This window comes from Actinoplanes subglobosus, from assembly GCF_042650585.1.
Lineage (GTDB): Bacteria > Actinomycetota > Actinomycetes > Mycobacteriales > Micromonosporaceae > Actinoplanes > Actinoplanes subglobosus.
The window spans coordinates 408,692-431,178 of sequence record NZ_JBHSBL010000028.1; the positions used below are offsets into that span (position 1 = coordinate 408,692).

The window sequence follows — 22,487 nt, forward strand, 5'->3', positions numbered from 1 at the left end:
CGCCGGGCGCCTCCCCCTCAGGTCATTCCGCGTTCTGCTGCTGCTTGCGCCACCAGTCCTGGCCGGTCTCCGGCAGCGTGTCGATCGGGTCGTAGTAGGCGTACAGCTTGGAGAGCGCCTCGCTGTCGTTCGCCTCGATGGACGTGCGGTAGTTCTTGGTCCAGTACGAGATGCCGTGCTCCCGGTCGTACTCGGCGACCATGTGCACCCACCGCTTGCCGACGAACGGCACGTCACACACGATCCGCGGGGTGGCGTACCCGGGCAGGTAGCCCATCAGATCGTGCTGGAGCTGCTGGGCGTGCCAGACCGGCACCCGCCAGTGCTCGGCGTTGGGGATCATGTCGCACATGTAGAAGTAGTACGGCAGGATGCCCGTCTCGCCCTGCAGCGCGAAGCACAGGTCGAGCAGGTCACCGGTGGTGGCGTTGACCCCGCGCATCAGCACGCCCTGGTTGCGGACGTCGCGGACCCCGACTTCGAGGAGGGTGCGGACGGCCTTCGCCACCAGCGGCGTCAGCGAGTTGACGTGGTTGACGTGGGTGTGCACGGCCAGGTTGACGCCGCGCCGCTCGGCGGTGACGGCGACCCGGTGCATGCCCTCGACGACGTCGTCCTGCAGCCAGTGCTGGGGCAGACCCATCAGGGCCTTGGTGGCGAGGCGGATGTCACGGACGGTCGGGACCGACAACAATCCCATGAGGTACGCCTCGAGCTGCTTCCACGGCACGTTGGCGACGTCCCCGCCGGAGACGACCACGTCACGCACCCCGGGCTGGGCCTTGAGGTAGGCGAGATGTGCCTCGTACCGGTCGACCGGCTTCTGCAGGAGTTTGAGCTTGGCGACGGCCGGGGTGCTGTTGCCGACGAGGTCCATCCGGGTGCAGTGCCCGCAGTACTGCGGGCAGGTGGAGAGCAGCTCGGCCAGCACCTTCGTCGGGTAGCGGTGGGTGAGGCCCTCGGCGACCCACATGTCGTGCTCGTGCAGGGAGTCGCGGGCCGCGTGCGGGTGTGACGGCCAGTCCTGCCGGCGGTCGCTGGCGACCGGGATCATGTAGTTACGGACCGGGTCGGCGTAGAACGACGCGGTGTCCGGGACCCGGCCGGGGACCATCGTGTTGATCATCTGCGGCGGGATCAGCATCGACATCGTCGCCATCCGCTGCTGGTCGGCTTCGAGGTCGGCGTAGAAGCTCTCGTCGACCAGGTCGCCGAGGACCGTACGCAGCTGCTTGATGTTCTTGACGCAGTTGACCCGCTGCCATTGCGCCGACTGCCACTGCTGGGCCGTCACGTCGCGCCAGCCGGGGAACCGGGTCCAGTCCGGCTCGATCAGCTCGCGCCGCTGGTACTCGTACGGCTGGCCTGCCAGGTCGTCCGCCACCGGAAGATCCTCCCTCGTTGGATTCGGATCAAGGTACCGGAGATCCTCCGGTCTAGTAACCATGTATACGCAGGATTTACGGTGAAGGCAGCTCTGTGAGAGTGTTTTTAACGCGTGGAGATCGTGAGGAGCATGAGCATGGTGGGGTTGCGGCGGGTAGTGGAACCGGTCGGCGTGCTGCCGCAGGCCGCCTGGAGGCTGGACGCGTCGCCGGAGATCGGGCCCGATGAGACCCGGATCCGGGTGCAGCGGCTCAACCTCGACGCCGCCAGTTATCGGCAGCTGGCCGAGAAGCATGCGAACAACGGCGACGCGATCCGTGCCGAGGTGCTCGAGATCGTGCGGACGCGCGGCAAGATGCACAATTCGGTCACCGGGTCCGGCGGGATGCTGATCGGGGTGGTCGAGGAGGTCGGGCCGGAGTCGCCGCTGCCGGTCAAGCCGGGGGACCGGGTGGCCACCCTGGTGTCGCTGACGCTCACCCCGCTGCTGATCACCGACGGACTGGCCGGGTGGGACGGGCTCGGCGAGCAGGTGCCGGCCGAGGGCACGGCGATCCTGTTCGGACGCTCGATCGTGGGCGTGCTGCCCGACGACCTGCCGCCGGAGCTGGCGCTGGCCGTCTACGACGTCTGTGGGGCGCCGGCGCTGACCGACCGCATTGTCAGGAAATATCCGGCAGGGGTGAAGGTCGTCGTGCTCGGCGGTGCGGGCAAGAGCGGGTCGCTCACTCTTGCTGCGGCCAGGCGTGCGGGTGCCCGTACCCAGGCGGTGGTTGTCAATGAAAGAGAGCGGGACGCGCTGATCGAAGCCGGATTGGCGGATGAGGTCGCGATCGCCGACGCCCGCGACCCGGTCGCTGTCGCGGAGGCCGTGGGGGAGCCCGCCGACGTCACGGTGGTCTGCGTCGACGTGCCCGGTTGCGAGCACGGCGCGATCCTGGCGACCGCGAACGGGGGCACCGTCGTCTTCTTCTCGATGGCGACCAGCTTCCCGGCGGCCGCGCTCGGTGCCGAAGGGCTGGCCGCCGACGTGACGATGGTCATCGGCAACGGATACGTGCCTGGTCACGCCGAGTTCGCCGTCGATCTGCTGCGCCAGGTTCCCGCGGTGCGGGCGCTGTTCGAGGCGCGTCTGGCGGCAGACTGACCGGCATGACGAACACTCCCTCGGTCCGCTACGTCAACGGCCGCTTCTACTCGGCCGCGGAACCCCGCGCCACCGCCATGGTCACCAGCGGCGACACCATCGCCTGGCTGGGTGACTCCGCCGACGCCCCGTCCGCCGACGTGACCGTCGACCTGGGCGGCGCCCTGGTCACGCCGGCGTTCGTGGACGCGCACCTGCACGCCACCGACACCGGCCTGGCGTTCGACGGGCTGGATCTGTCGGCGGTGCGGTCGCCGGGGGAGCTGCTGGAGAGGGTCGCGGCGTTCGCGGCGACCCGCCCGGCCGACGGGGTGGTGCACGGGCACGGCTGGGACGAGTCGACCTGGACCGACCAGACGCCGCCGACCGCGGCCGAGCTGGACCGGGCCGCGGCGGGCCGCCGGGTGTATCTGTCGCAGGCGTCGGTGCATTCGGCGCTGGCGTCGTCGTCGCTGCTCCCGGCCGCGCGCGGGGTGGACGGCTACGACGAGTCGGGCTGGGTCCGGGAGGCCGCGCACCACGCGGTCCGGGCGATCGCGCTGGGTTCGCTGACGATCGCGCAGCGGACCGCGGCGCAGACGACGGCACTGTCGCGGGCGGCGTCGATGGGGATCGCGGCGGTGCACGAGTGCGCCGGCCCGGGCACCTCCAGCGAGGCTGATTTCGCGTCGGTGCTGGCCCTGTCCGGGCAGGGTCTGCCGCAGGTGTTCGGTTTCTGGGGTGAGCTGGGCGGCGCGGACCGGGCGCGGGAGCTGGGCGCCCACGGCGCTGCCGGTGACCTGTACGCCGACGGCGCGCTCGGATCGCGGACGGCGTCGGTGCGTGCGCCGTACCTCGACGGCGACCACGGCTGCGGCGAGGCGTTCGTGACCGCCGAGCAGGCGGCCGAGCACCTGCTGGACTGCATCCGGGTCGGTTTCCAGGGCGGTTTCCACGCGATCGGTGACGCCGCCATCGCGACGGTGCTGGAGGGTTTCGCGATCGCGGCGAAGACCGTCGGCGTGGACCGGCTGCGGGAGGGACATCACCGGATCGAGCACGTCGAGCTGATCGACAAGGCGATGATCGCCCGGATGGTCGAGTTCGGCGTGATCGCCTCGGTGCAGCCGGTGTTCGACGCCCTGTGGGGCGGCCCGGACCGGATGTACGCACAGCGCCTGGGTGTGGAGCGGGCGCTGGCCAGCAACCCGATCGGTGCGATGCACGCGACCGGGGTGGCGCTGGCGTTCGGTTCGGACTCGCCGGTGACGGCGCTGGACCCGTGGGCGACGGTCGTGGCGGCCGCCGCCCCGCGTAACCCGCGGTTCCGGATGAGCGTGCGGTCGGCGTTCGCGGCGAGCAGCGCCGGTGGCTGGCGGGCGGCCGCGATCAGCGGGGCGGGTGTGCTCAAGCCGGGCGCGTCGGCGACGTTCGCGGTCTGGGACACCCCGGCCGGTGTGGAGGGCGGGCTGCCGGTGCTGCTGGCCGACTCCGACGGTGCCGAGCCGGAGCGGCCGGTCTGCCTGCGCACGGTGCTGCACGGCGACACGATTTTCGAGAGGTAACAGGAGGCGTTTCTTTTGGCCGGGAAGCTGGATCTGGATGCTGCCGTGGTGGCGCGGGCAAGGGCGCTCGCGGCCCGGGCCGGGCAGCCGGTGGTCGACCTGGCGCGGTCGCACACCACCGTGTCGGTGGAGCGTGCGGTGCTGCGGCTGGCCGGGGTGACCGGCGCCGACCCGGACGGCATCCCGTGGGTGAACCGGCTGGTCGACGCGGTGCGTGCGGACGTCGGGCTCGGTCACGGGGTGGCTGTCCCGGTGTTCCACGCGATGGAGACGGCCGGTGTGGAGGACGTGACGGTCCTGGCGCAGAAGGCGGCGGCGGGGTCGATCCGGTTCACCATGCCGTCCCGTCCCGCCAAGGCCCGGCAGCGGGCCAAGCGGGCCACCGCGGCCGGTCTGCGGACCATCGACCGGCGGCGGGCCGAGCGGGACCGGCTGATCAAGCGGTTCGGTGACCCGAAACAGCGGCCGTGGATCTACCTGATCGTCGCGACCGGGGACATCTACGAGGACATCCCGCAGGCGCAGGCGGCGGCGCGGGCCGGTGCGGACGTGATCGCGGTGATCCGGTCGACCGGCCAGTCGCTGCTGGACTACGTGCCGGAGGGGGCGACCCGGGAGGGGTTCGCCGGCACCTACGCCACGCAGGAGAATTTCCGGCTGATGCGGGCGGCGCTGGACGAGACGTCGAAGGAGGTGGGCCGCTATGTGCGGCTCACCAACTACGCGTCCGGGCTGTGCATGCCGGAGATCGCGACGCTGGCCGGGCTGCAGCGCCTCGACATGATGCTGAACGACTCGATGTACGGGATCCTGTTCCGCGACATCAACCCGATCCGCACCTTCGTCGACCAGCGGTTCTCCCGGCAGATCCACGCGCGCGCCGGGATCATCATCAACACCGGCGAGGACAACTACCTCACCACCGCCGACGCCGTCGACGCGGCGCACACGGTGACGGTCTCCCAGCTCATGAACGAGTACTTCGCCCATGAGGCCGGACTGGAGGACTGGCAGCTCGGCCTCGGCCACGCATTTGAGATAAATCCGGACTTGCCGGACTCGTTTCGGCTGGAGCTGGCGCACGCCCTGCTCGCCCGCGAACTCTTCCCGGACGCCCCGCTCAAGTGGATGCCGCCGACCAAGCACATGACCGGCGACGTCTTCCGCGGCAACCTGCTCGACGGTTTCTTCAACCTGGCCGGCGCGCTGACCGGCCAGGGCATCCTGCTGGTCGGCATGATGACCGAGGCAGTCGTCACCCCGTGGCTCTCGGATCGCGACATCGCGCTGCAGAATGTCCGATACGTGCTCAACGGCGCCGGCAACCTGCACGAGGACTTCACCCCCGGCCCGTTCATCCGCGGCCGCGCCAACCAGGTCCTGAGCGAGGCCATCGACCTGCTGGAGAAGATCGTCGACGACGGCATGCTCACCGCGATCGCCGACGGCACCTTCGGGATCATGAAGCGCCCCGCCGACCGGGGCAAGGGCCTCGACGGCGTCTCTGCGCAGGACGAGGACTACTACAACCCGGTCTCGGAGGGCCTCGCATGAGCATCGTCCGCCCCTATGGCGACACCACCGGCGACGGCATGGTGCAGCTCTCCTTCACCCTCCCCATCCCGCACGACAAACGGGCCGAGGGCGCCGCCCTGCAGCTGGCGAACAGGATGGGCATGGACCCGGCGATGCTCGTGCACGCCAAGCAGATGGGCGACGGCTTCACCTTCTTCGTCGTCTACGGCAAGGTCACCCACCTCGTCGACACCGACAAGGTGCAGGTCGTCGAGCGTGACTTCCCGCTACTGAGCGCCAAGGAGGTGAACGCCACGATCAAGCGCCGGCTGCGCAGGCGGCTCAACGTGGTCGGCGCGTGCATCGGCACCGACGCGCACACCGTCGGCATCGACGCGATCCTCAACCTCAAGGGCATCGCCGGCGAGAAGGGCCTGGAGTACTACTCCGAGCTTTCGGTCACCAACATGGGCGCCCAGGTGTCGGTGCCGGACCTGGTGGAGACCGCCCGTGAGCGCAAGGCCGACGCCGTGCTGGTCTCCCAGGTGGTCACCCAGCGCGACGCGCACCTGCAGAACACCCGGGCCATGTCGGCGGCGTTCCGGGAGGCGCTGCCCGCCGGGAGACGGCCGCTGCTGATCGTCGGCGGCCCCCGCTTCGACGAGCTGATGGCGCCGGAGCTGGGCGTCGACCGGATCTTCAGCCGCGGCACCACCCCGCGTGAGGTGGCCTCCTATCTCGTCCACGCCCTCGCCGGAGGCAGCAAATGATCACCGTGACCCACCGTCGCTACGTTCCCTACGCCCACGCCCACTACGCCGGAAATCTCGTCGACGGCGCCTACTCGCTCGGCCTCTTCGGTGACGTGGCCACCGAGATCTGCATCCAGCTCGACGGCGACGAGGGGCTGTTCGCCTCCTACGACGACGTGCAGTTCAAGGCGCCGGTCCGGGCCGGGGACGTGCTGGAGATCGTCGGCACGGTCACCAAGATGGGCACGCGCTCCCGGAAGATCTCCTTCGAGGTGCGGGTGGTCTGCCGCGGCACGTCGGGATCGGGTGCGGCGGCCCTGGACGAACCGATCGTGGCCACCACCGCGGTCGGCACGGTCGTGGTGCCACCGAAGCCGTGACGACCGCCGTCTGCGTCGACGTCGGGTCCACGTACACCAAAGCCGCCAAGATCGATCTGAACGGCGCGGAACTGGTCCACCGCGCCGAGGTGCCGACCACCTCCTCGTCGGACGTCCTGGAAGGCCTGGACGCCGCCGTGGCCGCCGTGGGCGGCGGCGACGAGCTCTATGTCTGCTCCTCGGCCGGCGGCGGCCTGCGCCTGGCCGTCATCGGCTACGAGCAGCTGGTCACCGCCGAGGCCGGCCACCGCGTCGGCCTCTCCGCCGGCGCTCAGGTCGTGCACGTCGCCGCCGGCCCGATGACCGGCCCGGACCTCACCCGGCTGCGCGCCGCCCGCCCGGACGTGCTGCTGCTGGCCGGCGGCACCGACGGCGGCGACGCCGAAACCCTTCTCCACAATGCGAGACGACTCGCCGCGGCCCGCATCCGGCTTCCGGTGGTCCTTGCCGGAAATCTGGAGGTACGGGACGAGGCGCACACGATTCTGACCGGACGCGGTGTCCCCGTCACCGCTACCGCGAACGTGTTGCCGCGCATCGGCGTCCTCGACCCACTGCCGGCCCGGTCCGCGATCCGTGACGTGTTCCTGCGGCACGTCATCGGCGGCAAACGGCTGTCCAAGGGCCGCCGGTTCGCCCGGCTGGTGCGTGCCGCCACCCCCGACGCCGTGCTGGCCGGCGTGGAGGCGCTGGCCGACCTCACCGGCTACGGCATCCTCGTCGTCGACGTCGGCGGGGCCACCACCGACGTCTACTCGGCACTGGTCCCCGACGCCGAGGCCGAGACCGGCCCGCGCCGTGACGTCGCCGGCACCCTGTGGCGCTCCCGCACCGTCGAGGGCGACCTCGGTGTGGCCGTCGGCGCCGGAGGCACCCGTACCGCCGCGGTGGCCGAGAAACTGCCCGTCCCCACCGGCGACCGGCAGCTCGCCGCGACGGCCGCGGTGATCGCGATGCGCCGCCACGCCCGCGGCCGTCTCGGGCTACGTGACGTACGTCTCGTCATAGGTTCGGGCGGGGTCTTGCGCCACGGTGGTGGCGACGACGTCCTCAAGGCGGTCCTCGCCGACTTCGGAGGCGGCTGGGCACCACCCGAACGGGCCCGCTCCCTGGTCGATGAGCAGTACATACTGGCCGCGGCGGGCCTGCTGGCGGCCGATCATCCGGAGGTCGTCAGCCGGCTGCTGGGTAACTCGATCCGGTGATCCGGGTGACACGCCGATGAATGAGACACGCCGCGACACGGGCCGCCCGGTTGACAACCGGGCGGGGGCGGGACGTACCGTCTTCAGGTCCTGTTCCACGTTTCGTCGTCCACTGGCCGCAGTCCCCGCAGGGGTCGCGCGTTCTGCCAGGTCCAGGGGATGCCGAGACGCAGGCGGCACGAGACGGGCCACGCACGGGTGGCCCTCCGGGGGCCGGGATCATGGCCAGTAGACAACGGCACGACGCGGGCAGCCGGCACGCGGCGGGTCGGTCCGAAGGTCATGACGAGGTCACCGGATTTCGCCCGCCGCCCGCCGGTTCCTCACCGGCCGTCAACAGGTGTGGAGCACCCGAGGGGCGTGGTTGAACCGTGACCGCGCCCCTCAGTCGTGCCTGCTCATCGCCGGGTAGCCTGCCTGGCGTGGAAATGACTCTGCCCCCTCCGGCGCTCACCGAGCCGGGCCCCGCGGCCGATTCGCCGCCGCGCCCGCTGCGGCTGCCGGTGGCCGTGGCGCTCGCCGTCGCCTCCGGCGTGGCGCTGCTGCTGGCCCTGCCGCCGTACGACCTGTGGTGGCTCGCCCCCGTCGGGGTGGCGCTGCTCGCCGCGGCCGTGCACCGGCGGCGCCTGCGGGCCGGGTTCGGCCTCGGCTACCTCGCCGGGCTGGTGCTGTTCGTGCCGCTGCTGTGGTGGACGACCATCGGCGCCGGCTGGCTGCCGTGGATCATCCTCAGCGTCTTCCAGGCCCTCTACATCGGCCTGGCCGGGCTCGCCGGGTCGTGGACGTCACCGCTGGCCGACCGGTGGCGGGCCCTGTGGCCACTGCTCACCGGCCTGATCTGGACCGGGCAGGAGTTCCTGCGCGACCGGGCCCCCTTCGGCGGCTTCCCCTGGGGACGGCTCGCGTTCAGCCAGGGCGACGCCCCCACGCTGCGCCTGGCGGCGTACGGTGGCGCCCCGCTGGTCACGTTCGCCGTCGCCGTCGCCGGTGGCGCTCTGCTCGCGCTGGCCTGGCGGCGCACCGGTGTGCTGGCCGCCGCCGGCTTCGCCGCGCTGACCGCCGCGCTGCTGGCCGGGCCGGCCGCCCTGCCGCTGCAGCCCACCGGCGGCACCTCCACGACCGTCGCGATCGTGCAGGGCAACGTGCCCCGCCTCGGCCTCGACTTCAACGCCCAGCGGCGGGCCGTGCTCGACAACCACGTCAACGCCACCATCGCCCTGGCCGCCGACGTCGCCGCCGGCCGGCAGAAACAGCCCGGCCTGGTCGTCTGGCCGGAGAACTCCAGCGACATCGACCCGCTGCTCAACGACGACGCCGGCGACCTCATCCAGTCGGCCGCCGACGCGATCAAGGCACCCATCCTGGTCGGCACCCTGCAGCGCACCGACGTGCCCGGCGACATCTACAACGTCGGCATCCTGTGGCGTCCCGGCGGCGCCGGCCCCGACCTCGACCAGCAGTACGAGAAACGCCACCCGGTGCCGTTCGCCGAGTACATGCCGCTGCGCTCGATCGCCCGCCTCGTCACCGACAAGGTCGACCTGGTCCGCAACATGCTCAGCGGCGACCACCCCGGCGTCATCGACACCGGCCCGGTCGTCGTCGGTGACGTCATCTGCTTCGAGGTCGCCTACGACGGCATCGTCCGCGACACCGTCCTCGGCGGCGCGCAGATCCTCACCGTGCAGACCAACAACGCCACCTTCAACGAGGCCGAGGCCCTGCAGCAGCTGGCGATGGTCCGGCTGCGGGCCGTCGAGCACGGCCGGGAGGCGCTGATGGTGTCCACCGTCGGAGTGTCCGGTTTCGTGGATGCCGAGGGATCGGTCCACGGTTCGACCGGTTTCAACACCGCTGCGGTGGTGGTCCGTGACATGTTCCTCGACGGACCGCGTACGCTGGCGACTCGTTCGGGCTCCTGGCCCGAGATGTCGATCGTCTTTGGTACGGTCGTCGCCCTCATCGGCGTGCTGCCCCTGCGCCGCCGCAAGAGCAGAATTGACAGTGACGACGTGACAGTTTCGGAGGAACGGTGAGCGAGGCCGAAGGCTACCCGGGAGTGGGACGGGTCCTCGTGATCATCCCCACGTACAACGAGGCGGACAATGTCCGGCTGATCACCGACCGGGTGCGTAAGGCGACCCCCGACGTCGACATCCTGATCGCCGACGACAACTCCCCGGACGGCACCGGCGCCATCGCCGACGAGCTCGCGCTGGCTGACGACCACATCTTCGTCCTGCACCGGGCCGGCAAGGAGGGCCTCGGCGCCGCCTACAAGGCCGGTTTCGCGTGGGGCAAGGACAAGGGCTACGACGCGGTCGTCGAGATGGACGCCGACGGTTCCCACGCCCCCGAGGAGCTGCCGCACCTGCTGGACGCGCTGAAGGACCACGACGTGGTCCTCGGCACCCGCTACATTCCCGGCGGCAGCGTCCACAACTGGCCGATGCGCCGCCTGCTGCTGTCCCGCGGCGGCAACATCTACATCCGGATGGCGCTGGGCATGCCGTTCAAGGACGCCACCGGCGGCTACCGGGCGTACCGGATCGCCGTCCTCGACAAGATCGACGTCGGGACGATCGCGTCCACCGGCTACTCGTTCCAGGTCGAGATGGCCTGGCGGTCCTACAAGCAGGGCTTCCGGATGAAGGAGGTGCCCATCACGTTCACCGAGCGTGAGATCGGCGTCTCCAAGATGAGCGGCAACATTTTCAAGGAGCAGCTGCTGAGGGTCACCGTGTGGGGTGTGCAGGCCCGCAAGGAGAGCCTCACCAACCTCGTCAGCCGCAAAGCGCGTTAAGGAAACGCACAGCTTCGAGGTGTCATGCTTGAGCGAGCCCGTCGTGAGGCGGGCTCGCGTGGCACCCTCCGGAGGATCGACGATGCGCCGAAGCAGACTGGCCTACCTGCCCCTAGTGTTTCCGCTGCTCGCCTTCGCTGAGTTCCTGGCTTTCGTCTCGGTGGCCCACGCCATCGGTTTCGGCTGGGCGACCCTGCTGCTCGCCGCCTCCAGCATCGCCGGCGTGCTCCTGCTGCGCCGTGAGGGCATCCGCGGTTTCCGTGCCTTCCAGGAGGCGGCCCGTGACGGCCGTCCGCCCGCGGCCGAGGTGACCAATTCGCTGATCGGCCTCGGCGGGGCGCTGTTCCTGGCCATGCCCGGCTTCATCACCGGTGTCGCCGGCATCGTCCTGCTGCTGCCCCCGAGCCGAGCCCTGGCCCGCCGCAGCGTCGAGCGCATCGCTTCCCGCCGTCTCGGCGGCGCTGCCACGGGCGACCTGTTCGGCCCCCGCCGCGTGCGGGTCCACCAGAGCGACCCGGTCACCGTGGTCGTCGTCGACGAGCAGCGCCCCACCCCACCAGCGGGAGCCATCGAGGGCGAGATCGTCCGCTGACCTGCCACTTTCTCTTCGGGTCGTCGTGGGCGAGATCGTCCGCGGCCCTGTCACTTCTCTTCGGGTCGTCGTGGGCGAGATCGTCCGCGGACCTGCCACTTTCTCTTCGGGTCGTCGTGGGCGAGATCGTCCGCCTTCTCCTCGGGTCGTCGTGGGCGAGATCGTCCGCCTTCTCCTTGGGTCGTCGTGGCGAGATCGTCCGCTGACCTGTCGCCCCCTCCGGGCCGTCGCGGCGAGATCGCCCCCTCCGGGCCGTCGTGGGCGGGGTTGATCACTGACCTGTCCCGCCTCGCCGCCCGGAATCGGCCGCCTTACCTGCCCGAACGGGCCTCGGCGCTGGCGTTGCTCTTCCTGAGGTCCGGTGCGCCTGTGCTGATCGTTGTGCCAGTTTCACAAGATCGTCTGTCTCCGTGCGGCTGGCCCGGTTCCCGGCACGATCTCTGGTTCTGCATGGTGCGGCGTCCACCCGGTGATTGCCGCGTCGTCAGCCGCCGATCTTGACCGGGACACCACCGAAAGCGGTGGTGTCCCGGTCAAGATCCGGCAGGCGCCAGAGCGATAGCCCACCAGGTTCCCTGCAGGGTTCGCCAAACAAGCGGCGGGGCGGCATGGCCCGCATGGCCCCGCAGCCCGCCAGGCCACAGGGCTGCCTGCCCGGCTGCCGTGCGCCCGGGCTGCTTCCTTCCGTGCGCGGCCTGCTTGCCCGGTTGCCGTGCCCGGTCTGCTTCCCGGTTGCCGTGTCCGGCCTGCTTGCCCGGTTGCCGTGCGCGGCCTGCTTGCCCGGTTGCCGTGTCCGGCCTGCTTGCCCGGTTGCCGTGTCCGGCCTGCTTGCCCGGTTGCCGTGTCCGGCCTGCTTGCCCGGTTGCCGTGTCCGGCCTGCTTGCCCGGTTGACCGTGCGCCCGCGCTGCTGGCCCGGCTCGCGCCCTCTTGGCCGCCGTAGCCGCTTGCCAGGTTGCTGCGGCTCGCCGGGCTCCGCCGCTTGCCTGGATACCTTCCCCGGCAGGGGTTCGCCCGTGAAGTCACCGTGAGCCGCGGCTCCGACACCCAGGAGTGGCCGATGGGGTGTCCGGGCCACGGCTCGCGACCCCGGCCCGGGACTTCGAGGTAGTTCGTCCGGTGTCCGGCCCGGATGCGCCGCGCCCGTACCGGATGGGCATGCGAAAAGGCCGCCCCGAAAGGGACGGCCTTGTCACGGTGTGGTCCTCAGCGACCGCGGCGGGTGCGAACCTCCTGCAGCCGCTCGTTGAGGATGTCCTCCAGCTCGGCGATCGAACGCCGCTCCAGGAGCATGTCCCAGTGGGTGCGCGGCGGCTTGGCCTTCTTCTGCTCCGGCTCGCTGCCGTCGACCAGTCGGGCGACGCTGCCGTCGAACTTGCACTCCCAGGTGGTGGGCACCTCGGCGTCGACGGCGAACGGCACCTCGAACTGGTGACCCTTGACGCACAGGTACTCGCGGGTCTGTCGGGGCGCCAGCTCAGTGTTACGGTCGGACTCGTAGCTGACTGCGCCAAGACGGCTGCCGCGCAGCATGCGTTCGCCCATGATCGGCTTTCCCCTCGCTCGTGGTGCTGCTCTCGTTGGTGTAACGAAAGGCGCGGCCGCTGGATTCCTCCGCCGGGATCCCCGACGGCCGCCTAAGTTGTCTGTCGGCACCGCTGTATCGGCGGTGTTAACGCTATGAGCGTAACCGGCCACTCACCCCAGCTCGCAAACCGAACCGGCGTTCGAGTGGACCTTGGTCCACTTTATGGGTCTTTGACGCTTCTTCGGGTGGTGCGATGTCGGTCACTCGGCCAGATTCACTCGTAATTCACGGCACCTTCGGTCACGACCGGGTGCGCACACCGTAGTCATCGGCTATCAGGCCACGTGCTGAAGCCTTCCGGAGACCTTCCCCTGCTACCCCTCGAACGTGAGAATGTTCACCTGCGGGGCCTCGAACACTGGCCGGTACACCCGTGCCCGTACCCCGTCGATTCCGGCCTCACCAGCGACGACCTCGGCGTTGCGATAGGCCGGCGCCCACATGATCGTGTTGTGGAAGTCGCCGTAGCCCCCGCAGGCCGCCTCACCCCAGTCACTACCCCGCACCTCGGCGCGCACACCTGTCAGTTCGGGAAAGTAGCCGGTCGGTCGTCGCAGCCCCGTCACGAGGTCCAGGTCCGGCGGCTCGGCCATCCGGTCACCCCACGCGAACAGGTGCCCCGAGCCCAGCCCGGTCATGTACTCGTACTCGTCCGGACTCGGCAGCCGCCGGCCGTCGGCGGCCAGTCCCGCCACCACCTCGTCGAAGGTCACGTACGAGTCGGTCCAGGCACGCGCCAGCCGGCCGCCCTCGAAGCGTGCCGCGGTGTACGTACCCCGATTGTCCTCGCCGATCCACCCGGTGTCCCAGCCGAGCGCGCCCGGCGGCCACTCGCAGGCCTCGAACCTGGCGACGACCGCCGGATGATCAACCGGCACCTCGGCGCGCCCCGCCTGCACGAACTCGACGCCCACCAGCAGCGTCGGCATCGTCACCGTCCTCGGTGCGGTCAGTCTCGCGGCCATGAACTCCCGCAGCCGCGCCAGATCCTCGTCCGCGGCCCGCCACGGCACGTCGGGTCCGGCGACGAGCGGCGGCGACGCGGGGGCTGACGGCAGGTCCGAGGGTTCCCAGGGGAACAGCGCCTCCTGCCCCGGGATCACCGGGACCTGCTGGAGCCAGGGATCCGGTGTGGGTTCCGGTTCCGGCTCGTCGTCGTCCTCGCGTCGCCACAATTCCACATCGTCGCCGAGGAACGACCCCATCTCCGCGCGGGTCGGCTCGAACCGGCCGGCGTCGAAACCCAGCCGCGCCGTACCACCCGGCACCAAGACGAAGTCGCGGCCTCGCACGGTGAACCGGGCCACCCGAATCACCCGGTGGGCCGTCGCCGGCCACGTCAGCTCGTACCGGTCCGCCCCGATCGCGGCGGCCAGCGCCTGCGCATACCGCAGCCGGCCGTCGTCGTCGAGCCGCCGCCACTGATCCAGCGTGATCATCGGCGCAGAATAGGGGATGCGGGAAAGAGCAACCTCCATGACGGTACGCCCAGGGCAGCCGGCCACCGATTTCCCCGTCGACCCGTACCCCGGAAGACGCCCGTCCGGTTCCTGGGTCATCGACCGGGAGCAGCGGTGCTGGCCGGTGCGTCCCGACGAGGGCAGGCCCAGCGGTTGGGCGGTGATCGGGCCGGCGTCCACCGACTGCCTCGACCGCTGGCTGACCGACCGCGGCGCGACCCCGCTCGCCGGCCGGATTCCGCTGCTCAGCTACGGTTCCAACGCCTGCCCCGGCAAGATCCTGATGAACGCCACCCCGCTTCCGGCGGTCAACCTGGCCTGCGAGATCGACGGTTTGGCCTCGGTGTGGTGCACCGGAACCACCCGGGCCGGCCGCATCCCGTCCACTCTGGCCGCGGTCCCCGCCCACACCGAGCCCGCGGTGATGGCCATGACCACCCCCGCCGAACTCGCCCGCCTGGACGTCGTCGAAGGCCGGCCCACCGGCTGGTACGCGTTGCAGATCCTGCACACCGGCCGGGTGACACTCGAGAACGGCGCCCGTGTCCTGCGCCCCGCGGCCTATGTGGGTGCCCGCCCCGAACGCCGTCCCACCCTGATCGACGGTGCCCCTCTCCGGGTCATCCACGCCGATCAGGAGGCCGTGACCCTGTTGCGCCCGGCCCTCGGCGGCCCGCCCCCAACGGATATCGGTGTCGTCGTGCCCGCCGGCCGCTATCCGCATCCGGGCGAGTGCACCCCGGCCGTGTTCACCTACGGCACCCTGATGCCCGGCCGGAGCCGCGCCCACCTGCTCACCGGCCACGTGACGACCGAGCCGGCACCCGCCGAGGCGTTCGGTGACCTCCGCGACACCGGCTACGGCTACCCGGCCCTCACCGCTTCGGCCACCCGCAAGGCCCCGGGCACGCTGTACACACTGCATCCCGACGCGATGCCCGAGATCCTCACCATCCTCGACCAGGTCGAGGGCACCGAGGTGGGCCTCTACAGCCGCCAGCTGCGCAACGTGGCAGGCACCCTGACCTGGATCTACATGGCCGACAGCTGCGCCGGAACCGGCACACCCATCGACACCTGGCCCTGATCGACTGCCCGGCCGGTTCCCGCCGGAACCCGGCACCTCCATCGACACCTGGCCGTTACCGGCGGCCTGGCCGGTTGCCGCCGGAACCCGGCACCTCCATCGACACCTGGCCCTGACTGACCGCCGGGCCGGTTGCCGCCGGAACCCGGCCTACCATCGACACCTGGCCCTGACCGGCGGCCTTGCCGGTTGCCGCCGGGGACCGGCGCACGCTCGGCACCTGACTCCGACCGGCCATCGGCTGCCGACGGTGGAGCCGGTGAGTCGTTGCGGAGGCGGTCAGCTGTTTCCGGAGGCGGACGGCTGCGTGGGCGCCGGCGGAGCCGAACGGGCCGGACCGAGCGCGGCCAACGCCGCGGCCAGGTCACTGACCTGCGACGTCAGCTGAGCAACACGGTCCTGCGCGGCGTCCGCGTCGGCCCGGGCGAACGCGAGCCGCCGTTCAAGATCGGCCTGGTCCCGCGAGGCACGGTCCGCGGACCTTTCAAGATCTTCATTGGTACGCCGTAAAGCGTCCCGTTCGCCCAGCGCGGCCGACAGTGCTTCCCTGGCTGCCGACGCATCCGCCGCCACACGGCGGGACTCCTCGACAGCGGCGTCACGCTCACGCTCCGCAGTCTCGGCCCGCTGCCCCTCACGGACAGTGTCGGCGGTGAGCTGTTCGGCTTGTTTCCGTGCGGCCGTCAGAGCCTCGTCCGCGCGGTGTTGTGCGGCTTCGGCCGTACCCCGGAAATCCTTGGCGTCCTGAATCGCGGTCCGCAAGTCGCGCTCGGCGGTGTCGCGGGCCGCGCGCACGTCCTGAAGCTCGCGTCGCACCGCCTCCAGATCTTCGGCGGCAGCGTCGCGTTCGGCCTCGGCCCGCTCACGAAGCGCAGCCGCAGCCGTTGCCGCACGCACCGCCTCATCACGCGCCGTAGCCGCTTCCAGGGCCCGTTTCCCGGCTTCCTCAGCGGTACGCTTCGCTGCTTCGGCCTGCTGGCGTGCCTCATCGCGCTCGGCGGTGGCGGCCCCGGCGACCTGCTGAGCCGCCACAGCCGCCGTAGCCGCCTGCTCAGCGTCACGACGGGCATCATCACGTTCCGCATGCGCAGCCGCTACCTGCCCCGACGTCTCCGCGCGGACCTCAGCGACCTGCCGTTCCACTCCGGCCGGAGACATCTCCGAGTGCAGAGCCTCGGTCAGTGACCCGACGAGCTGATCAAGCCGATCGACGACCTCCCACGTACGGGCGACCTGCCCCGCCAGCCCAGGCGACTGACGATGCCGCATCCGCACGTTGCGTGACGCACGCTGACATTCCCCATCGTTGTCACGGCAGTAGCGGAACGGCCGCCCAGCCGACGATCGTTGCGGCACGGGCCGACCACAGTGCCCACAGGGCCGCGTCTCAGATTCGGATTCCTGCACAGTCATAACACCCCAACCCTAGGCCGCCGCCACCCCACGACCCCGCAACCACACCGTCACCACCCACATGATCACCACCACCCCGCCCCCACAACCGTCCCCACACCCACCGCCATCCCCGGCCCTCCCTCCAAGCCCCGATGCCCACCCGAACCAAGCACTACCTCCCCATCCGCGCATACCGAGCCGCCCTCACCTCCCGGCCCGAGCTGCGTGCACCTCCCGGCCCGAGCTGCGTGCACCTCCCGGCCCGTGCCGCGTGCACCTCTCGGCCCGTGCCGCGTGCACCTCTCGGCCCGTGCCGCGTGTGCCTCCCGGGCCCGTGCCGCGTGCACCTCCCGGCCCGTGCCGCGTGTGCCTCCCGGGCCCGCCTTCCATAGTTCGCCGTTCGCGCTGCGGAGTTTCGCGCTGCCGCACTTGAGCCCGACAAGCCCGCACCGCCGCTGCCGGTCTTCGCCCGGGGCGGCTTCGGAGGCCTGGTCGTCTTCGGAGGCCTGGTCGTCAGGCCTGGTTGTCGGGCCTCGGCGCAGCGGTGATGGCCAGCCGGACAAGACCCGCCGGCACCCGGACCGACCGCTACCGCCGGTGGCGCCGCCACCCAGCGGGGTTCACGGGTGGTGGCTGGAGGTGGGGCGGGCGGCATGTTGTTCCGGAATGGCTGGTGGGCCTACCGGGCGTACCTCCTTGGCTCTAAGGTTTGCCGATGGATCGCACCGCGTTGGTTACCGGGGCCTCGTCCGGTATCGGTCTGGCGACCGCGGCGGCCCTGGCCGCCCGGGGGTTTCGGGTGTTCGGGACCAGCCGGGACCCGGAGCGCCTCAAGCCTGAGCAGCGGGCGGACGGCGTCGACTATCTGCCGCTCGATCTGGGGGACGACGCGTCGATCGACAGTCTCGCGGAAACCCTGGCCGGCGTGGACGTGCTGGTCAACAACGCGGGGGAGAGCCAGTCAGGGCCGATCGAGGAACTGCCGGGGGAAGCGTTGCGGCGGATCTTCCAGGTGAACGTGTTCGGGCCGGTGCGGCTGGCGCAGCTGGTGTTGCCGGGGATGCGGGCGCGCGGTTACGGCCGGGTGGTCATGGTCGGTTCGATGCTGGCGTCGTTTCCACTGGCCTACCGTTCGTCGTATGTGGCTTCGAAAGCGGCGATCAAAGGCTTCAGCAACGGGGCCCGGCAGGAGCTGACACCGTTCGGGGTGTGGCTGACTACCGTGGAGCCGGGTTCGATCGCTACCGGGATCAGTGAGCGGCGCACCAAGTACATCAGCGACGACTCGCCCTATCGGGAGGACTTCGCGCGGATGCTGGCCGCCCTCGACCGCAACGAGCGCGCCGGGATCACCGCGGAACGGGTCGCGCAGACGATCGTCACCGCGATCGCGGCGGACCGACCGAAGGCCCGTTACGCGGTCGGCAGCAACGCCCCCGCCGTCTTCGCCCTGAAACGCCTGCTCCCCGGTGGCATCGTCGAGAAGATCGTGCACCGGCGCCACGACCTCAACCGCTGAACGCTCCAGCGGTAGAGGCGGTAAAGGCGGTAGTAGCAGCCGAGGTCAGGCCCCGACGCGAGACCGGAGTCGTCGGCGCACGGTGCCGATCGCGTCTGTCGCGGCCAGCGCCCACAACACGAGCAACGGCTGGAAGAAGAGCCTGACCAGCCGTTTAGTGTCGGTGTCGAGGCCGAAACCGTCCTTGTGCTCCAACCACTGAGCGACGTTGCCTGGGAAGATCACGACGAAGAACCCCGCCACGATCAGACCGAGCACCCCACGGGCCGGCTGTCGCCACACCGTCAGCAGCGCGACCCCGAGGCTGATCTCGACGACCCCGGACGCGAGCACCACGAAGTCGGCGTCGATCGGGAACCAGCCGGGCACCTGAGCCTGGAACTCATCGCGAGCCACCGTCAGATGTGTGATGCCGGCGAACGTCAGAACCGCCCCGAGGAGCGCCTGACCCGCATTTCGGATGATCGTCATCCTGCCCTCCCCAAACCGAGGAGGCCATCATAACTGATGAATCCATCACCTTCGAGCGGGCTTAGACTGGCCGTCATGAACGGTGGGCGGCTGGAGCGGCGCAAGGCACAGACCCGCGCCGCGCTCCTCGACGCCGCCCGCTCGATCCTGACCAGCCGGGATCCGGCCGGCGTGAGCATTCAGGAGATCACCGAGGCGGCCGATGTCGGGTTCGGCACCTTCTACAACCACTTCCCGTCCAAGCAGGAGCTGTTCGACCTGGCGGTGGCGGCGGCCGCGGCCGAGCACCGTGCGCTGCTCGACCTCGCGACCGCGGGCCTGACCGACCCGGCCGAGGCGCTGGCCGTCGCGGTGCGGGTCACCGCCCGGTTCCCGCGCACCCACGCCGACCTGGCCCGGCTCATCGACCGGGTCGGTATCGGCTATCCGCCGGCCTACCCGATCGAGACGCTCCGGCACGCCCACGACGTGGGGCGGCTCTGTTTCGACGACGCCGAGGTGGCGCTCGCCTGCGTGAACGGTTCGGTGCTGGGCGTCCTGCACCACAGCCTGCACGCCGACGACCAGACGATCGACGAGGCCGCCGACCGTCTCGCCCTCAGCCTTTTGCGTATGTTCGGCCTGGTCGAGGGAGACGCCCGGAAGGTGGCGTCCCGTCCGCTGCCGGCCACAGCTCCCTGAGCCGGGCCCGGTCCCGTTACGGCAGGTGGCGGCCGGGATGCCGAGGACCACCGCCCGATCACCACGTGCGGCGGCCGCCACCTCCCGCGGGTTGCCCGTACGGACCACAGATGTCCGCCTACGAGCAGGACGTGACATCGCCCCCGCCGAACCGCCGCCGGCGGGTATGACCGCCGCGCCGGAGCGGCTGGCACGATCGACCGAGTCGGTGGCCGGGCCGACAGTGCGGCCGGGGAGCGCGGCCGGCGCTGATCAGTCGGTGAACCAGGACAGGTCGACGGCGTCGGCGATCGCCCGCAGCCCCTCGGCCGACGGGTGCAGATGATCACCGGAGTCGTAGCGTCGCAGCAGCCGGGACGGATGTGACGGATCCTGAACGGCCGCGGCCTGGTCGAGGACGGCATCGCAGCCGCTGTCGTCCGAACGCACGAACGCGTTCACCGCGGCCCGCCCGCTCTCCCCCTGACCGGTCCAGTAACCGGCGCCCTCGAACGGCGTCAATGTCGAGCAGATCACCCGTACCCCTGAGGAATGTGCCTCGGCGATCAGCTGCCGGAGGATGCCGGTCAACCGGTCCGCCGGAGGCGGGGCGGTCGCGCCGAGGTCGTTGAGCGGGTCGTCGGAGATGATCACCCATCGCACGCCGGGCCGGTGCAGCACGTCGCGCTCGAAGCGGCCGGGCGCGTTCTCGCCGTGGTCGTCGGCGGTCAGCCGGTTGCCGCTGATCCCGGTGTTGAGCACGCCGATCTCTCGGCCGGACGCCCGCAGCCGGTCCGACAGCAGGTCCGGCCAGCGCCCGTCGCCGGTCCTCGGCGAACCCAGCCCGTCGGTGATCGACGCCCCGAACGCCACGATCGCGCCCTCACCACCTCGCACGTCCAGCCCGGAAAGGAAGAACCAGCTGCTCACCGTTTTGGCTTCGGTCAGCCGGCCGGCGGAGACCTGATCGCCGGCGGCGACCTGGTTACGTCGCGACGCGACAGCGTGCCGGGTGCTCGGGCCGGTCGCCGACGGCAGATGCAGCGTGACGGCCACATCCGCGTCGGCCGGCACCGGGAAGGGCGTCTCGTCACTGACCGCGGTGCCGCCGGCCGGGATCGTCACGACGTCCTGACCGCCGAAGGTGAGCGCGCGATCGGTGGCCGGGTCGATCGTGTCGCTTCCGGCCGTCCGCGCCAGCCGCACCGACCGGACCGTCAGCGGCTCCGTGCCGAACTCGTTGGTCAATCGCACCCGCGCGGCGTCACCGCCGATGCTGGTGTGCACGAACTGCCGCAGCGTCTGGTCGCCGAACGAACGACCGCCACCCTGAACGGCGGCCGCCCAGGTGCCGGTCCACACAGCGGCCGGAGCCGGTGCCGGCGTCCGGGACGGAGCCGGTGCCGGGGGCGCCGGCCGCACACAGCCGCTGAGCAGCAGAACGAGCACGACAGCCCGCCGCATGATTCCCCCGTCCGACGCCTTCCGCCGATCCTGCCACCGGCGGAAGGCGCCGGTCTCACAGACCGAGCTTGCCGGTGCCGGCTCCCGCGGTGACGATCGACTTGACGTCGGCCGCGGTGTCGAGCGTGTAGGCGTACGGGATGGCCTTGACCGTGCCGTTGGTCGCCGGCGTTCCCGAGTTGACGAAGTGGTTGTTGCGCTGCACGAGGTTGCCGTCGGGTGAGGTGCCCTGCGCCAGGGTGGTCGGCCGCGACACGTTCTCGAAGAAGTTGCCCTCGACGAGCACGCCGGCCTCCATGGTCGACGCGACACCGTAGCTGGTCGTGCCGTCGTAGTAGTTGTTGAACACGTGCACCGGGTTGCCGAACCGGACCCGCGGGTGCCGCTGGTTCGTGCCGTCGAACCAGTTGTGGTGGTAGGTGACGCGCAGCTTGCCACGGTCACCGGTGTCGGTGTCCGCCGAACCGAGCAGCATCGTCTTGTCGTGACTGCGGGTGATGTTCCACGAGACCGTCACGAAATCCGAACCGAGACGTACGTCGACGAGACCGTCGGCGGCGCTGGAGAACGTGTTGTGGTCGATCCACACGCTGCGCGATCCATCCTGAACATTGATCGCGTCATCTGTCGATCCGGTGAAGTTGAGGTTCTGGATGATGACGTTGCTGACCGCCGACAGCGTCAACCCGCCGCCCTTCAACCCCGAACCCGCGCCGACACCCTGGATCGTCTTGTTCGAGGTCACCTTGTGCATGCCGGTCAGCGAGATCGTCCCGGACACCTTGATGATCCGCGATCCACTCGCCTGCAGCGCGGTGTCCAGCGCGGCGGCCGTCGTCACCGTGACCGTCGATCCGCCCGCGCCACCGGTCACGCCACCGTTCTGCGCGGCCCAGCCGATCACGCCGGTCGACGGTGCCGATGTCGGTGTCGGCGTCGGTGTCGATCCGCCGCCACCGACCGCGGTGAACGCCCATTGCTTGTTCGAATTCGCGGTACACGTCTCCTGGATGACCGACGCGCCATTGGCGGTCGACGCGCCCTCATCCGAGACGCACAGCCCGCTGTTCACGTTGACGATCTGGAACGTGCCGGTGCCGCTGGCCACGACCTTCCACTGCTGATTGGTCTGCCCACTCGCGCAACCCCACTGCTGCAACCGCACGCCCGACGTCGTCGAGGCGGCCGGAACGTCGATGCACCTGCCGCTGTTCACGTTCTTGATCAGGAAGTTCGAGCCGGACGCGACCAGCGTGAACTGTTGCCAATTCGAATTCGCGGTACATCCCCACTGCTGGAGCAGAGCGCCGTTGTCCTTCGACGCGGCCGGGACGTCGAGGCATTTCCCGCTCTTCTTGACGACCAGTTGATAGGTCACCCCCGTCGTCGGCGCGACGGCCGCATCCGACGGAAGAATCGACCAGCCGACGATTGCGGCGGGCACGGCGAGCACCGCCACCGCACCGAACAGCCGCCTCTTTCCGGGTTTTCCGCTCACGAGCTTTCCTTTCGCTGGGGGAG

The 22,487-nt window shown here is 70.5% G+C and carries 19 protein-coding genes; 12 read left to right on the forward strand and 7 right to left on the reverse strand.

Annotation, left to right across the window (positions count from 1 at the left end):
* Positions 1–22: 22 nt before the first annotated feature.
* Positions 23–1,384, reverse strand: coding sequence for a KamA family radical SAM protein (locus ACFO0C_RS42245; protein ID WP_378072472.1), 1,362 nt, complete (start codon positions 1,382–1,384; stop codon positions 23–25).
* Between the two features lie 132 nt (positions 1,385–1,516).
* On the opposite strand from ACFO0C_RS42245, the gene kdd reads away from it, so the two are divergent.
* The 9 genes from kdd (at position 1,517) to ACFO0C_RS42290 (ending at position 11,324) form a co-directional block, all read left to right on the forward strand.
* Entirely contained in the window at positions 1,517–2,533 is a 1,017-nt protein-coding gene (gene kdd / locus ACFO0C_RS42250) for an L-erythro-3,5-diaminohexanoate dehydrogenase (protein WP_378072473.1), read from the forward strand.
* Positions 2,534–2,538: 5 nt separating this feature from the next.
* Positions 2,539–4,077, forward strand: a complete 1,539-nt coding sequence (locus ACFO0C_RS42255) for an amidohydrolase (protein ID WP_378072474.1) — start codon at positions 2,539–2,541, stop codon at positions 4,075–4,077.
* A 15-nt stretch (positions 4,078–4,092) separates the two neighbouring features.
* Complete coding sequence (gene kamD / locus ACFO0C_RS42260; RefSeq protein ID WP_378072475.1) at positions 4,093–5,631, forward strand: lysine 5,6-aminomutase subunit alpha; 1,539 nt, start codon at positions 4,093–4,095, stop codon at positions 5,629–5,631.
* A complete protein-coding gene (gene kamE, locus ACFO0C_RS42265) occupies positions 5,628–6,362 on the forward strand; it encodes a lysine 5,6-aminomutase subunit beta (protein ID WP_378072476.1) in 735 nt (244 codons plus the stop codon). Before kamD ends, kamE begins: the two co-directional genes overlap by 4 nt.
* Positions 6,359–6,724, forward strand: a complete 366-nt coding sequence (gene kal, locus ACFO0C_RS42270; RefSeq protein ID WP_378072477.1) for a 3-aminobutyryl-CoA ammonia lyase — start codon at positions 6,359–6,361, stop codon at positions 6,722–6,724. The genes kamE and kal overlap by 4 nt, the downstream gene beginning before the upstream one ends.
* On the forward strand, positions 6,721–7,929 hold the full coding sequence (locus ACFO0C_RS42275; RefSeq protein ID WP_378072478.1) for a glutamate mutase L: 1,209 nt from the start codon (positions 6,721–6,723) through the stop codon (positions 7,927–7,929). Before kal ends, ACFO0C_RS42275 begins: the two co-directional genes overlap by 4 nt.
* Positions 7,930–8,357: 428 nt before the next feature.
* A complete protein-coding gene (lnt, locus tag ACFO0C_RS42280) occupies positions 8,358–9,965 on the forward strand; it encodes an apolipoprotein N-acyltransferase (RefSeq protein WP_378072642.1) in 1,608 nt (535 codons plus the stop codon).
* Positions 9,962–10,732, forward strand: a complete 771-nt coding sequence (locus ACFO0C_RS42285) for a polyprenol monophosphomannose synthase (protein ID WP_378072479.1) — start codon at positions 9,962–9,964, stop codon at positions 10,730–10,732. Before lnt ends, ACFO0C_RS42285 begins: the two co-directional genes overlap by 4 nt.
* Positions 10,733–10,814: 82 nt before the next feature.
* Positions 10,815–11,324: an FxsA family protein gene (locus ACFO0C_RS42290; RefSeq protein WP_378072480.1), complete on the forward strand. Its 510-nt coding sequence runs from the start codon at positions 10,815–10,817 to the stop codon at positions 11,322–11,324.
* Between the two features lie 1,204 nt (positions 11,325–12,528).
* Here the strand turns inward: ACFO0C_RS42290 and ACFO0C_RS42295 are convergent.
* Positions 12,529–12,867 (reverse strand): RNA polymerase-binding protein RbpA, encoded by a 339-nt coding sequence (locus ACFO0C_RS42295; protein WP_014689763.1) that lies wholly within the window; start codon positions 12,865–12,867, stop codon positions 12,529–12,531.
* Between the two features lie 357 nt (positions 12,868–13,224).
* Positions 13,225–14,349: a hypothetical protein gene (locus ACFO0C_RS42300; RefSeq protein ID WP_378072481.1), complete on the reverse strand. Its 1,125-nt coding sequence runs from the start codon at positions 14,347–14,349 to the stop codon at positions 13,225–13,227.
* A 37-nt stretch (positions 14,350–14,386) separates the two neighbouring features.
* On the opposite strand from ACFO0C_RS42300, the gene ACFO0C_RS42305 reads away from it, so the two are divergent.
* Positions 14,387–15,457 carry a gamma-glutamylcyclotransferase family protein gene (locus ACFO0C_RS42305; RefSeq protein ID WP_378072482.1) on the forward strand — a complete coding sequence of 357 codons (1,071 nt, stop codon included), beginning with the start codon at positions 14,387–14,389 and terminating at the stop codon, positions 15,455–15,457.
* 279 nt (positions 15,458–15,736) lie between these two features.
* Here the strand turns inward: ACFO0C_RS42305 and ACFO0C_RS42310 are convergent, their stop codons facing one another.
* Positions 15,737–16,870, reverse strand: coding sequence for a serine/threonine protein kinase (locus tag ACFO0C_RS42310; protein ID WP_378072483.1), 1,134 nt, complete (start codon positions 16,868–16,870; stop codon positions 15,737–15,739).
* Positions 16,871–17,567: 697 nt separating this feature from the next.
* On the opposite strand from ACFO0C_RS42310, the gene ACFO0C_RS42315 reads away from it, so the two are divergent.
* The gene (locus tag ACFO0C_RS42315) at positions 17,568–18,371 is read left to right on the forward strand and encodes an SDR family oxidoreductase (RefSeq protein WP_378072484.1); all 804 of its coding nucleotides are present in this window, start codon (positions 17,568–17,570) and stop codon (positions 18,369–18,371) included.
* A gap of 45 nt (positions 18,372–18,416) precedes the next feature.
* On the opposite strand, the gene ACFO0C_RS42320 is transcribed toward ACFO0C_RS42315, so the two are convergent.
* Complete coding sequence (locus ACFO0C_RS42320) at positions 18,417–18,842, reverse strand: DoxX family protein (RefSeq protein WP_378072485.1); 426 nt, start codon at positions 18,840–18,842, stop codon at positions 18,417–18,419.
* Between the two features lie 75 nt (positions 18,843–18,917).
* Between ACFO0C_RS42320 and ACFO0C_RS42325 the strand changes: the two genes are divergently transcribed.
* Entirely contained in the window at positions 18,918–19,523 is a 606-nt protein-coding gene (locus tag ACFO0C_RS42325) for a TetR/AcrR family transcriptional regulator (protein ID WP_378072486.1), read from the forward strand.
* A 252-nt stretch (positions 19,524–19,775) separates the two neighbouring features.
* Here the strand turns inward: ACFO0C_RS42325 and ACFO0C_RS42330 are convergent, their stop codons facing one another.
* Together ACFO0C_RS42330 and ACFO0C_RS42335 are read right to left on the reverse strand one after the other, a co-directional pair.
* Positions 19,776–20,966 (reverse strand): GDSL-type esterase/lipase family protein, encoded by a 1,191-nt coding sequence (locus ACFO0C_RS42330; RefSeq protein WP_378072487.1) that lies wholly within the window; start codon positions 20,964–20,966, stop codon positions 19,776–19,778.
* Positions 20,967–21,021: 55 nt separating this feature from the next.
* Positions 21,022–22,464 carry an RICIN domain-containing protein gene (locus ACFO0C_RS42335; protein ID WP_378072488.1) on the reverse strand — a complete coding sequence of 481 codons (1,443 nt, stop codon included), beginning with the start codon at positions 22,462–22,464 and terminating at the stop codon, positions 21,022–21,024.
* Between the last annotated feature and the right edge of the window lie 23 nt (positions 22,465–22,487).

Excerpts from the sequence above, each read along its gene's own strand:
- kamE (WP_378072476.1), top strand. The coding sequence starts at position 5,628 with ATGAGCATCGTCCGCCCCTATGGCGACACCACCGGCGACGGCATGGTG.
- ACFO0C_RS42325 (WP_378072486.1), top strand. The coding sequence starts at position 18,918 with ATGAACGGTGGGCGGCTGGAGCGGCGCAAGGCACAGACCCGCGCCGCG.
- kal (WP_378072477.1), top strand. The coding sequence starts at position 6,359 with ATGATCACCGTGACCCACCGTCGCTACGTTCCCTACGCCCACGCCCAC.
- ACFO0C_RS42295 (WP_014689763.1), bottom strand. The coding sequence starts at position 12,867 with ATGGGCGAACGCATGCTGCGCGGCAGCCGTCTTGGCGCAGTCAGCTAC.
- ACFO0C_RS42305 (WP_378072482.1), top strand. The coding sequence starts at position 14,387 with ATGACGGTACGCCCAGGGCAGCCGGCCACCGATTTCCCCGTCGACCCG.
- ACFO0C_RS42330 (WP_378072487.1), bottom strand. The coding sequence starts at position 20,966 with ATGCGGCGGGCTGTCGTGCTCGTTCTGCTGCTCAGCGGCTGTGTGCGG.
- ACFO0C_RS42310 (WP_378072483.1), bottom strand. The coding sequence starts at position 16,870 with ATGACTGTGCAGGAATCCGAATCTGAGACGCGGCCCTGTGGGCACTGT.
- lnt (WP_378072642.1), top strand. The coding sequence starts at position 8,358 with ATGACTCTGCCCCCTCCGGCGCTCACCGAGCCGGGCCCCGCGGCCGAT.
- ACFO0C_RS42255 (WP_378072474.1), top strand. The coding sequence starts at position 2,539 with ATGACGAACACTCCCTCGGTCCGCTACGTCAACGGCCGCTTCTACTCG.
- ACFO0C_RS42300 (WP_378072481.1), bottom strand. The coding sequence starts at position 14,349 with ATGATCACGCTGGATCAGTGGCGGCGGCTCGACGACGACGGCCGGCTG.
- ACFO0C_RS42290 (WP_378072480.1), top strand. The coding sequence starts at position 10,815 with ATGCGCCGAAGCAGACTGGCCTACCTGCCCCTAGTGTTTCCGCTGCTC.
- kdd (WP_378072473.1), top strand. The coding sequence starts at position 1,517 with ATGAGCATGGTGGGGTTGCGGCGGGTAGTGGAACCGGTCGGCGTGCTG.
- ACFO0C_RS42320 (WP_378072485.1), bottom strand. The coding sequence starts at position 18,842 with ATGACGATCATCCGAAATGCGGGTCAGGCGCTCCTCGGGGCGGTTCTG.
- ACFO0C_RS42315 (WP_378072484.1), top strand. The coding sequence starts at position 17,568 with ATGGATCGCACCGCGTTGGTTACCGGGGCCTCGTCCGGTATCGGTCTG.